Genomic DNA, 12,785 nt, shown 5'->3' with positions numbered 1-12,785 from the left:
AGACTTTATAATTTGAAATCCTCACAATTTTTGTGGGGATTTTATATATATTAGCTAAACGTAATAACTTTATGTTGTTATTTACTAGTTAGAGGCAATTTTGAAAAAACTCAATGAAATCAACACTTTATTTATTCATTATATTAATTTTATTTAGTTGCAAAAGCTCTAAATTAAATTTGGATTTAACCAAAATAAATACCAAAGTTGAACATTATCAAAATGGAAAAATTAAGAATGTAGTAAACACAGATAGTTTAACGGGTTTAAGAATCGGATTTTATAATGAATTTTATGAAAATGGACAATTAAAAGAATCAGGAAATTATATCTTAGATTCATACAAACAATGTTGTGTTGCTGGATTATGTGATGAATATTATAGTTACAAATATGGTGAATGGATTTATTATTATGAAAATGGAAAAATAAAAGCGAAAGGAATTTATAGAATTGGGAAAATAAATCGAAATACAAGTTGTGAAGGTGGAGCAGAAATTAATTTTGGCTTTGTAACTGAAAAATGGAAATTTTATGATGAAGATGGAAATGAAATAAAGCCAAATTCTATTGAAATTACCGAAATAGAAAAAAGTAGCTACGTAACCGAATGGGATTTATTACGAAAATAAAAACTGCCTCTAACAGCGGTTTGCTTCAATGGCTACTTTCGGATTTTCCTACGGAAAATCCGCAGCTGAATGGAATGTTTTGTTATATTTGTAATGGCTTGGTGTTGGCTCAACGCCACTGAGAGCAAGCCGCAGAACGTTGGCGATAATAGTAATTAACATCCCTGTAAAAAAGCATTTAAATGAATTTCACGAAATCAGATGAAGATTATCAAAGTAAAATCATTGGCGAATTTTTTGTCTACTTTGATATGGCCATTTCAGTAATTCCTTTTGGTATTCCGAAAATTATCTACAAACGAAATTACACAGAACTTGAAAAAAGAAATATACAAACTTTGCTTTCAGGTATGGTAGCTTCTTCGTTAAAAATTTCATTTGATTCACTATTAGCGGATAACTATAAAGAGTTACCAGAACTAATTAAAATAAATGACAATCTTTCAAAATCGCTAGATAAAATAACAGAAATAAGAAACTCATTTGCGCATGGCTCCTATCGTATAGGTTGGAAAGATTTCGATGGCAATATGGATAAAGATTTTTTTAGCCTAAGACATAGTAAAGCGACCAAAAAAGGTTACGAAAAAAGATCAGGAATTTATAAAATTAGCCAAGTAGAAAACTTAATCAATGAATTAAGAACCATGCAAAAATCTTATCTGCTAATATTCACAATCATATCTTTGAAAAATCAAAATCAAGATTTCAATATGTATATGGATATTTTGAGAGAGACCCTTAAGAGTATTGGCAAATTAGATTTTAAACCTTTACTGGAAGAAAAATAAATATACTAACTACTACCACTAAGACAGGTTTTACCAGATAGCGTGGAATTATATTCCGCACCTATAAAATAAAACTCTAAACTTCATCCAAACCTAATAACAACAACTGAGCAGTAGCTTCATTAGTTGCTAAAGGTACATTGTGAACATCGCAAATACGAATCAGCATGTTAATATCCGCTTCGTGAGCGTGACTGGAATTTGGATCTTTGAAAAATAATACCATTTTGGTTTTTCCTTCTGCTACGCGTGCTGCAATTTGAGCATCACCACCTAGAGGTCCTGAAAGCATTTTCTTTACTTTAAAACCGGCTGCTTCTGCCCTTCCGCCAGTGGTTCCAGTAGCAATAATTTTTATTTTTTCTTTGGATAAAATGGTTTTGTTCTTATTTAAAAACTGCACCATGTCGGCTTTTTTTCCGTCGTGTGCTATAATGGCTATTTCCATGAGTAATTAATTTCCTTACAAAGATAAAAAGAAAAAATCCCAAATCAATTGCTTATGATTTGAGATTTTAACTACTTTAATTTTATTTTTTACTTGTTTAAAACGTGATACTCAATTAAACCATCGATTGGTCTTCGTAACACATTCCCTATTGTAATTCCGTGTTTTTTTAATACTTCCGTTAATTCATCTTTCAAATAAAACGCAATCGAGCCAATAAAATGAACGGGAACTTCTTTGCAATTTTCGAACTGTTCAATATAATTTTCTACAAAAGCTTCCATTTCTTCCTGAATGAATTTTTGGCAGAATTCGGTGTCTTTGTGTTTGATTAAGAATTTTGCAAATGTTGCTAAGTACGCATTTGGATTTGGTTCTTTATATAAGTTTTGTTTAATATAATCGGCATCTACGTTGTATTCTTCTTCAAATTCTTGTGCTAATTCTTTTGGCATTTTACCAAAATAATACCCGCGAATCAAATGACGTCCAAAACGATTTCCAGAACAATCATCCATTGCAATATAACCCAGCGATTGTACTTTTTGATGCAAAATTTTCCCATCAAAATAAGAACAGTTTGAACCAGTTCCTAAGATACAAACAATAGCTTTTTCGTCTTTTGGTGTTGTAGCATACACCGCAGCATATGTGTCTTCATGAACCACAACAGAAGCATTTGTAAAATAATCTTGAAAAACTAAGGTTAAGAAGTCTTTCATTCGGTCGGTTCCACAACCTGCTCCGTAGAAGAACAAATGTGTTGCTTTGTCTTTGTTGTGCGAAATATCAAATTTATCGTCTAAACGATTGATAATTTCTTCTTTTTGTAATACTTCAGGGTTTAATCCTAAAGTTTGAGTAGTGAATAATACTTTTCCGTTATCATCAATTGCAATCCAATCGGCTTTTGTAGAACCACTGTCAACAAGTAATTTCATTTGGTTGGTGTTAGTTTAGTTTTGGGAATAAAAAATCCCGCACACAAATGTAACGGGATTTTTTTAAAGAAATATTATTTTAAACCAGCAACATGCACTGATAAATCAATTAATTTACTTGAATAACCATATTCGTTATCGTACCAAGAAACCAATTTAAAGAAAGTTGAGTTTAATCCGATTCCGGCTTTAGCATCTACCACAGAAGTTCTTGAATCGCCCACAAAATCTTGAGAAACTACATCGTCTTCTGTAAATCCTAAAATACCTTTCATTGAAGTTTCAGAAGCATTTTTAAGTACTTTCATGATTTCTTCATAAGTAGTTTCTTTAGCTAATTTAACTGTTAAATCTACTACAGAAACATCAACTGTTGGTACACGGAACGACATTCCTGTTAATTTTCCGTTTAATGCTGGAATCACTTTTCCAACTGCTTTTGCAGCTCCTGTTGATGATGGAATAATGTTGACACTTGCAGCACGACCGCCTCTCCAGTCTTTTTTAGAAGGACCATCAGCTACCATTTGTGTTGCCGTTGATGAGTGAACTGTTGTCATTAAACCTTCTACAATTCCGAAATTATCGTTGATAACTTTTGCTAAAGGCGCTAAACAGTTTGTTGTACATGAAGCATTTGAAACAATCGTATCTGTAGCTTTTGCTTCTGTATGATTTACTCCCATTACAAACATTGGTGCATCAGCCGAAGGAGAAGAAATTACAACTTTTTTCGCACCACCATCAATATGCGCTTGAGCGGTTTCTAAAGTGGTAAAAATTCCTGTACATTCTGCAACAACATCAACATCAATATCTTTGTCATCCCATTTAATTAATTTGGGATCTCTTTCTGCTGTTACACGAATAAATTTATCGTTAACATATAATTTTCCCTCTTTTACTTCTACTTTTCCATTAAAACGACCATGAACTGAATCGTATTTTAATAGATAAGCCAAATGCTCTACATCTAATAAATCGTTGATGGCTACTACTTCTACATTATCTCTGTTGAATGTTTCTCTAAATACAATTCTTCCGATTCTTCCGAATCCGTTAATTCCTAATTTTACTTTTGACATTTTTCTTTTCTTTAATTTACTATTTTGTTATGATGATACGATATCGGATACTTTTACCAATTCCATATCGATTTCACTTTGTCCTTTAATGGCTTGTTCTAGTGGTGTTAAGGTTACTTTATCTTGATATAAACCTACCATGAAATTTGATTTTCCTTCTAATAAAGTTTCAACTGCTTTAACTCCCAATCGCGAAGCTAAAACTCGGTCAAAACAAGATGGAGAACCACCACGTTGCATGTGTCCTAAAACCGAAACACGAACGTCATATTCTGGCATATTTTCTTCGATGTAATCTTTTAATTCGAAAACGTTTTTACCAATTTTATCTCCTTCGGAAACTACGACAATACTTGAAGTTTTTCCTGAACCTTTACTTCTTTTTAACGATTCTACTAATCGGTCTAAACCAAAATCTTCTTCAGGAATTAGAATTTCCTCTGCTCCTGCTCCAATTCCAGCATTTAGAGCGATATGACCTGCGTCTCTTCCCATTACTTCAACGAAAAATAATCGGTTGTGTGAATTTGCGGTGTCTCTAATTTTATCGATAGCATCAATTACAGTATTTAAAGCCGTATCGTATCCTAAAGTATGACTTGTTCCAAAAATATCGTTATCAATAGTACCAGGAATTCCAATTACAGGAAATCCGTATTCTTCATTGAAAATTTCGGCTCCAGTAAAACTACCATCACCACCAATTACTACAAATGAATCAATTCCAGCCGCTACTAAATTGTCGTAAGCTTTTTTTCTTCCTTCTGCTGTACGAAAATCTGCCGAACGTGCCGATTTTAAAATAGTTCCACCTTTGTTAATAATGTTTTTCACATCACGAGGTCCCATTTCTTTAAAGTCACCTTCTATCATTCCTTGGTATCCTCTGTAAATACCAACACATTCTACATTATAATAAGCACAAGCTCTAACCACAGCACGAATAGCAGCATTCATTCCAGGAGAATCTCCTCCAGAAGTTAAAACACCTACTCTTTTAATCTTTGTCGACATATTATTTTGATTGTTTATGTAAAGTTATAAAACGAAAAATTAAAAAACAGCGATTCTTGCAAACTATTTAATTATAGTTGCAAATTCAAACGTTTTCGTTAATAACTTTTTGATTTTTCTACTAAAAAACTACGAATTAATCGATTTCAGGAACTCTAATTTGCTCTTGTTTTGTAGCATCGTTAGATTTTGTTTTTCTTTGATTAATGAACTCAATAAATTCAGGTGGAAACTCAGAATCTGGCAATTCATCTTGTGATTTTGATGTATCGTCTTTCTTTTTGTTTTTACTAAATATTTTTTGCATCATTTCTTTGAAAGTATTGAATTCCACATTGTAGGTTATTCCTAATCCTTGCGTATAACCAATACCTTCTCCTACATAATTGATATCGTTTTCACGATTGAAAACATGTGCATTTAAAGTTCCGTCTTCATTAATTTGAATTAAGACTTCTAAATTACCTACAATAACCGATTCTGTTACACCTCCAACAGGAACACCGACTTTTCCGTTTATCGAAATTCGGTCGTTAATTCGTGTATTCATTGTTACACCAACTCTATCCGAAACCTCCGTTAGTCTATTTCCTTGCGAATAATCTAAACCTAATTGTAAGTTACTATCTGCATCAGCAAATAAGCCGTTAATGATAGAACTTGCGCCTTCAATTAACGAACCATAAGCTGCATTTCCAGTTGATTCAGCAGTTACAAATGAACCCGTAGCCATTAAAGCAAAAGCTTGTGTTTGACGTGTATCTTTGTCTTGTAATTTGTAATCGATTTCACTTTTTAAAACGGAACTTACCGTTGGGAAATCAATATTAAAATCAGGCTGTGGATTGCTTAAATTTCCGTTTAGTAAAATAGTTACATTTGTATCTACTTTTCTATTAAATGAAGCACTCTCTACCAAAACTGCTGGATTTGCTAACGTTTTATAAGTTGCTTTTAAATCTAAAACGGCATCCATTGGTTCACCATCCCAGCGAATAGTTCCTCCTTTTTCTACATTAAATTTTTTATCAATAATTCCTCCATATTTAAAATTATATTGCCCTTCTTGAACAATAAAATCTCCAAACATTTCAAATTTACCCAATGTGTTTATATTCATTTGCATAGAGCCTACACCAGTTCCTTTCATGGCATGACCTGTTTCGCGATTTAGAATAATCTCAATATCAGCATCGGTATCTATATCAAAATTAAAATCGAGTTCTAATCCTTGATATTTATTTTCTTTTGCAATTTTACCCAATAGCGATTTCTGATATTCTTCTGTAGTCATAAAGTTAATAAAGGAATTGTTTCCTAAATCTTCTTCATCATTAACTGGAATTTTTATTGAAGTTCCTTTTTCAGATTCACCCGCTACTTTGATATTTAATGCATCTACTGAACCTGTAATACTAGCTTTACCTTTCATAAAAGCAGTTCCATAATAATAAGCATCTTCTGAATCTTTAGTATCTAAAGCCAAAATATTATCAGAAATTAGATGTAAATCGAGTTCCCAATCACCAAGATTTTCATGTCGAATTGTACCATCAATTACACCTTTTGTTTTGTATTTAGTATCGGTTACTTCAATTTTTCTCAAACTAAATTGATGTTCGGTTAAATCTACAATAGCATTTTTTTCAAAGGCATAGTCAACGTTTAGGTATGGAACACGCATTCCAGCATCATTTAAATATAAACGACCATCCATTTCGGGCTTAGTTAAAGAACCTCCAATAGTAGTTCTACCTGTTGCGTTTCCTCTAACATCCGATAAAACACTTCCTAATAAAGAGCCAAATGGAGCTAAATTAAATTTTTCAAAACCAGCAACTAAATCTAAACTTGATTGTTGCCCAACAAAATTTACATTTCCATCTAAGAAAAAGTGTTCTTGACCATCTTGTTTTAAGCTAGAATTCACTTTAAACTGATTGAAATTTTCGTTTCCTTCAATTTTGAAATCTAAATCACCTAATAAAAACTGATTGATTTTTAAACTATCTATGGTTAAATTCGAGACAGGTTCATACTTATTTCTATCTTGCTTGTAGGTAATATTTCCGTTAATTTTTCCGCCAAATGATAAACTATCTAATGCAGGCGTTACCTTATTTAAATCAACATCATCAAAGGTTAATTTAAAATCTTTATAAGTAGAATCACGCATGGTTCCAAAGAAATCAATCTTTTGATTGTTGTGTGATAATGTTAACTTTTCGAAATTAAAATCTTTAAACTTTTTATCAAATACAATTTTATTGTCTTCTGTTTCTTGTTCGTTGATAAACCAAACATAGTCTTTGAATTTAATCTCCGATTTTTTAAAACCTACAATAGATTGCTTGTCTTCATTAATGGTATGATACAAGTTTAAATCATACGAATCTTCGCTTTTTGGACCACCTTTAAACTCAGAACGAACAAATAATGTATCATTTAAAGTAAGATTAATCAAATTGAAATCTGCAATTTTATATTTATCGTTTTTAATAGAATCGACAGTTATGTAAGCATTATATAGTGGATTCTTATTATCGATATCAATACTAATATTTTCAATTGTATTTTCATATACAATAATATTTGGCGAGGTAAAATCGAAAACAAACTTTCCTTCATCACCATTTATTTTTCCTTTTGCTTTAGTGTTTTCCGATATTTTTACATCGGGAATAAAAACTTCTACGATTTTATCATAGATAGTTAAATCAAAATTTATGAATTGCCCTTTTTCTAATTTATTTGGTGAATAATTGGCATATAAACTTCCAAGCGCATTTTCTACCATTTTTTGCACTTGATTTACTTTGTATTTCCCTACAATTTGACCTGTAATGATATCAGCAGAATTAATTTCAATGGTTCGAACTCGTTCCGCATCAAAAGAAGAAGTTACTTCAAAATCATCAAAAAAGTAGGAATCTTTACTATTTTGATATGAAACATTATTTACATGAAGTACTCCCGCTAAATCATCAATTGAATTTCCATTAGCTTTAAAATCGATATTTCCTTTGAAAATAGAAATAGAATCAGTTTTATAGAAATTTAAGATATGCAAATCGGCATAGTCAATTTGGGCTTTAAAATCGTAGTTTTTAGCTTTCAAACTTAAGTCGATAGTTCCATCAAAATCCATTTTTAAATTAGGATCATTACTATTGAAATAGCCTTTGTAATATGGCATTTTCATGCTTCCATCAACCGTAATGTTTTGATAATTATATCCGTTGTAATAAAACTTATCAATTTTTCCTTTGATAGCTGTATTCAATAATTTTTGAGTGAAACCTTTTCCGTCAACATCTAAATCTAAAGTAGTTTTTCCAATCTGCTTTTCACTTAAAAGTGTTCCTAAATCAAAAGCATCTAACTTAATATTTCCTTGATACGAAGCATTATCAATATTATTGATGTTTTGCATCGCTAAATTACCTTCCAAATAACCTAATTGCGATAACATCGAAACATCGGCATTGATATATTTTTGAGTTAATTCAACATCTCCAGCAATATTTACATTTCCTAATTTAGCTAAAACCGATGGTAAATTATTACCTAAAATTCGAGGAAGAATCGATTTCAAATCTTCGTAATTGGAAGTAATTCGATCAAAGTTTCCTTTCATGTAAAACTCTTGATTTCCTTTTCCAAAAAGATTTCTAAAATTAGCAGTTCCAATAATTTCTGATTGATTTTTATCTACTAATTTAAGATTATGAGTCGTGAAATTATTCAATGTCCCAACCAAATGCGTATCTACATAAAAGACATTATTTTTTCCGAATTCATTGTAAAAATAATTCAAATCGTTTGAAGCAATCGTAGCTTTATCAAACTGAACATCAAAAATAACTTTGTTATTAAAATCTGAAAAATCTTTTCTGTTGTACTTCAATTCTACTCTACCTTTCATTTCAGATGAAGGCGTTTTCATTGCCAATTGATCTAACAAGATATTTTTCTTGGTATACGTAAAATCAGCCGTAATATTTTCGACTAACAACCCACGATGATCTTTGAAAGACAACTTGTCTATAAACGTATAAACATTTGGACCTTTGATTAAAAAATCTTCAATTTTACCATTAAGTTGAGTAAAATCAAGCATTTTTGGAGTTTGAAGATTGTAATCGATGTATTGAAAACGACTGTTATAAACCGTCATCTTATTCGCTTTCATTCTAAATTTTCCCGAAGAAGGCGAACCATCATCAAAAGCTTCAATGAATTTATCTAAGTTCGTATAATCTTCGTTTTTGTAATTTACAATGCGAACATCCATTCCATGCAACACCACATCTTTCAAATACGGATGACCTGGATCGTAGATTTTCTTAAAACTTAATATTGACGTATTTAATTTCTTAATGTAAAACAAGGTATCTTTATGGTGATCTAAAACTAAAACATCGCCAAGTTTTACACTTCCAAAAGGCGTAATGGCGACTTTTTCAATAGAAATATTAGTTCCAAATGATTCATTTAAACTATCTGTAGCGTACTTTCCTAAAGCAGTTTGCACAAAAGGTAACGACAAAAGTATACCCAATAATAGAAACAGCAATAAAATTGCGATTAGGGAACGAAATAGTATTTTTTTAAATTTTTTGATACGTTCTTTTGTTTTAAATTTGCTACCAATTAATTAACTTGGAGTATAACCCAACAAAAATAAGGAATTTTGTAGGATAATTACAATATCTTTAATTCAAATTTCATGCCTAAAATGTCAGAAAGAAAAATATATACTTTAGCTATCGAAAGTTCGTGTGATGATACGTCTGCAGCTGTACTATGTAACGACGTTGTTTTGTCAAATATTGTGGCTAGACAAGCGATTCACGAAGAATATGGTGGTGTAGTTCCAGAATTAGCTTCGAGAGCGCACCAACAAAACATTGTTCCGGTAGTAGATGTGGCAATTAAAAAAGCAGGAATTAACAAAAACGATTTAAATTGTATCGCATTTACACAAGGTCCTGGATTAATGGGTTCGTTGTTAGTTGGAGGTTCATTTGCGAAATCGATGAGTATGGCTTTGGATATTCCTTTGGTTGCTGTGAATCACATGAAAGCGCATATTTTAGCACATTTTATTGACGAAGAAGGTTTTGATAAACCGACTTTTCCTTTTTTAGCGTTAACCATTTCGGGTGGACATACTCAAATTGTGAAAGTGAATAGCTTTTTTGATTTGGAAATTATTGGAGAAACTACTGATGACGCGGTGGGTGAAGCTTTTGACAAAAGTGCTAAAATTCTAGGACTTCCTTATCCTGGAGGACCTTTGATTGATAAATTTGCACAAGAGGGAAATCCGAAAGCGTTTCCGTTTACAAAACCAAAAGTAGATGGTTTGAACTTTAGTTTTAGCGGTTTAAAAACTCAAATTTTATATTTCATCCAAAAAAATGTAGCAATAAACCCAAATTTCATAGAAGAAAATAAAGCGGATATTTGTGCTTCAATTCAATATACCATTATCAATATTTTAATGGATAAATTAAAAATGGCTGTTGCAGAAACTGGAATTAACCAAATTGCAATTGGCGGTGGTGTTTCTGCAAATTCAGGAATTCGAACTACATTGAAAGAAGCAGAAAAAAAATACGGATGGAAATCCTACATTCCAAAATTTGAATATACAACCGATAATGCTGCGATGATTGGAATTGTAGGATATTATAATTTTTTAGAAGAAAATTTCAGTCAAGCTGATGTGACTTCTAAAGCACGAATTGAATTTTAAAACTTATGCAACTATTCTATAATTCTGATATAAAACAAGGCGATACAACTTTCTTTTTTGACAAAGAAGAAAGCAAACATATTGTTAAAGTTTTACGTAAAAAAGAAAGTGATAAAATATTTATTACTAATGGATTAGGTTTTTTATTTCAATCGGAAATTATTTTAGCTTCTGAGAAAAAATGTGAAGTAAAAATCACAAAAGAAACCTTTCAAGAACCTGAAAAATTTTATACTCATATTGCCGTTGCTCCTACTAAAATGAATGACCGATTGGAATGGTTTTTAGAAAAAGCAACCGAAATTGGTATTCACGAAATCACGCCAATAATTTGCGATCATTCTGAACGAAAAGTTTACAAAATTGATCGAGCGGAAAAAATCATTCAAGCCGCGATGAAACAATCACTTCATTATTATATTCCAAAAATTAATGAACCGATTTCATTCGCACAATTCGTAAAATTAAATATTGACGGACAAAAATTCATTGCACATTGCGAAGAAACGGATAAAAAATCGCTTAAAAACGAAGTCAACAAAGATGAGAAAGTTACTATTTTGATTGGACCAGAAGGTGATTTTTCAACAAAAGAAATCAATTTGGCTATTGAAAATGAATTTATTCCTGTAACTTTGGGTAATACAAGATTACGAACAGAAACCGCAGCTTTAGTAGCTTGTCATACAATTGCTTTGATAAATGAATAGAATTTTAGTCATATTATTATTAGTTTTGAATTTGGGATTTTCTCAAGAAATCGCTGTTGCTAAATATTCTGGTGGTGGCGATTGGTATGCGAATCCGACATCTTTACCTAATTTGGCTAAATTTTGCAATCAAAACATCAATACTAAAATCAATACTAAAATTGCTACGGTTGATGTTGGGAGTTCAGAAATTTTCTCCTATCCTTACGTTCACATGACAGGACATGGAAATGTAGTTTTCAGTGCAAATGATGTTATTAATCTTCGTAATTATTTAACTTCTGGAGGATTTTTACATATTGATGACAATTACGGAATGAACGAATACATTAGAAAAGAAATCAAAAAAATATTTCCTGATAATCTGTTAACAGAAATTCCTTCCAACCACATTTTATTTCAAGAACCTTTTAATTTTCCTAGCGGATTACCAAAAATTCACGAACACGACAATCAAAAACCACAAGCTTTTGGAATCTTTATAGAAGGTAGAATTGTACTTCTTTACACCTACGAAACTGATTTAGGTGATGGTTGGGAAGATACAGAAGTTCATAACAATCCTCAAAGTGTTAGAGAAAAAGCCCTAAAAATGGGAGCTAACATATTAAATTATGCATTTAAAAATTAATTTTTTCTTTTGAAGAAAAAATTAATTTTTATTAAAATATGCAGAAAAACTACAGCAATTTATTTTTCAATACCTTTTAATTTTGATTTATTATCATTTTTAAACGAAAAATAGTGTTACATAATTTTTACATAAACTTTGATTTAATGTAAAGAAACACAAACATTATACTAAAAAAATAAAAAAATCGTTATAAAAATGTTAACTAACCATATCAACTAACTAAAATGTATTATTTATGAAAAAAATCCTTTTATCAGCAGTTTCTTTACTGTTATTAGTTTCATGTAGTAATGATGAATCAAACACTTCAACCGAATCTACAGCAACGGCACACAGACATAGAGGTTGTGCTTCTCATGAAGTTCACGAGCAACAGCTAAGAGAAAATCCAGAATTAGCTGCAAAAATGCAAGAAATTGAAAATTTCACTCAAAATGCAATTACAAACGGAAGGTTAGTTAATGGCAGAATTGAAATTCCTGTTGTTGTAAACGTATTATATAGAACAGCTGCTGAAAACATCTCTTTGACTCAAATTCAATCTCAAATTGATGTGCTTAATAAAGATTTTAATGCTTTAAATAGCGATTTTAACCAAGTACCTACTACTTTCTCAGGTGTTAAAGCTAATGTTGGAATTACATTTGTATTAGACGCTGTTTACAGAAAATCAACTAAAAAAACATCTTGGGGAACAAGAGATGCTATGAAAAAAACTAGTCAAGGTGGTTTAAATCCAACATCACCAACTACAAAACTTAACATTTGG

At 31.2% G+C, this 12,785-nt stretch carries 10 protein-coding genes and 1 pseudogene; 6 read left to right on the top strand and 5 right to left on the bottom strand.

The window, feature by feature from the left end:
* Positions 1–113: 113 nt before the first annotated feature.
* Both L6Q46_RS08125 and L6Q46_RS08120 read left to right on the top strand, forming a co-directional pair.
* Entirely contained in the window at positions 114–632 is a 519-nt protein-coding gene (locus tag L6Q46_RS08125) for a hypothetical protein (RefSeq protein ID WP_291283885.1), read from the top strand.
* 182 nt (positions 633–814) lie between these two features.
* Positions 815–1,423, top strand: coding sequence for a hypothetical protein (locus tag L6Q46_RS08120; RefSeq protein ID WP_291283884.1), 609 nt, complete (start codon positions 815–817; stop codon positions 1,421–1,423).
* 76 nt (positions 1,424–1,499) lie between these two features.
* Here the strand turns inward: L6Q46_RS08120 and L6Q46_RS08115 are convergent, their stop codons facing one another.
* The 5 genes from L6Q46_RS08115 to L6Q46_RS08095 all read right to left on the bottom strand — a co-directional run bounded on the left by L6Q46_RS08115 (position 1,500) and on the right by L6Q46_RS08095 (position 9,487).
* Positions 1,500–1,871 (bottom strand): methylglyoxal synthase, encoded by a 372-nt coding sequence (locus L6Q46_RS08115; RefSeq protein ID WP_026725788.1) that lies wholly within the window; start codon positions 1,869–1,871, stop codon positions 1,500–1,502.
* Positions 1,872–1,960: 89 nt separating this feature from the next.
* On the bottom strand, positions 1,961–2,812 hold the full coding sequence (locus tag L6Q46_RS08110) for an N-acetylglucosamine kinase (RefSeq protein ID WP_291283883.1): 852 nt from the start codon (positions 2,810–2,812) through the stop codon (positions 1,961–1,963).
* 74 nt (positions 2,813–2,886) lie between these two features.
* On the bottom strand, positions 2,887–3,897 hold the full coding sequence (gene gap, locus L6Q46_RS08105; protein ID WP_291283882.1) for a type I glyceraldehyde-3-phosphate dehydrogenase: 1,011 nt from the start codon (positions 3,895–3,897) through the stop codon (positions 2,887–2,889).
* 27 nt (positions 3,898–3,924) lie between these two features.
* Positions 3,925–4,911, bottom strand: a complete 987-nt coding sequence (pfkA, locus tag L6Q46_RS08100; RefSeq protein ID WP_111567212.1) for a 6-phosphofructokinase — start codon at positions 4,909–4,911, stop codon at positions 3,925–3,927.
* A gap of 136 nt (positions 4,912–5,047) precedes the next feature.
* Entirely contained in the window at positions 5,048–9,487 is a 4,440-nt protein-coding gene (locus L6Q46_RS08095) for a translocation/assembly module TamB domain-containing protein (RefSeq protein ID WP_291283881.1), read from the bottom strand.
* 162 nt (positions 9,488–9,649) lie between these two features.
* Between L6Q46_RS08095 and tsaD the strand changes: the two genes are divergently transcribed.
* From tsaD to L6Q46_RS08075, 4 genes and pseudogenes are all read left to right on the top strand, one after another.
* On the top strand, positions 9,650–10,672 hold the full coding sequence (tsaD, locus tag L6Q46_RS08090) for a tRNA (adenosine(37)-N6)-threonylcarbamoyltransferase complex transferase subunit TsaD (RefSeq protein WP_291283880.1): 1,023 nt from the start codon (positions 9,650–9,652) through the stop codon (positions 10,670–10,672).
* 5 nt (positions 10,673–10,677) lie between these two features.
* Positions 10,678–11,382, top strand: coding sequence for a 16S rRNA (uracil(1498)-N(3))-methyltransferase (locus tag L6Q46_RS08085; protein WP_291283879.1), 705 nt, complete (start codon positions 10,678–10,680; stop codon positions 11,380–11,382).
* Entirely contained in the window at positions 11,375–12,013 is a 639-nt protein-coding gene (locus L6Q46_RS08080; RefSeq protein WP_291283878.1) for a DUF4159 domain-containing protein, read from the top strand. The genes L6Q46_RS08085 and L6Q46_RS08080 overlap by 8 nt, the downstream gene beginning before the upstream one ends.
* A 238-nt stretch (positions 12,014–12,251) precedes the next feature.
* Positions 12,252–12,785: pseudogene (locus L6Q46_RS08075) on the top strand (zinc metalloprotease); the annotation flags it as partial.

It is taken from the genome of Flavobacterium sp., assembly GCF_023151265.1.
Lineage (GTDB): Bacteria > Bacteroidota > Bacteroidia > Flavobacteriales > Flavobacteriaceae > Flavobacterium.
The sequence above is the reverse complement of the archived record's forward strand: the minus strand, read 5'-3'. Positions and strand labels throughout refer to the sequence as shown.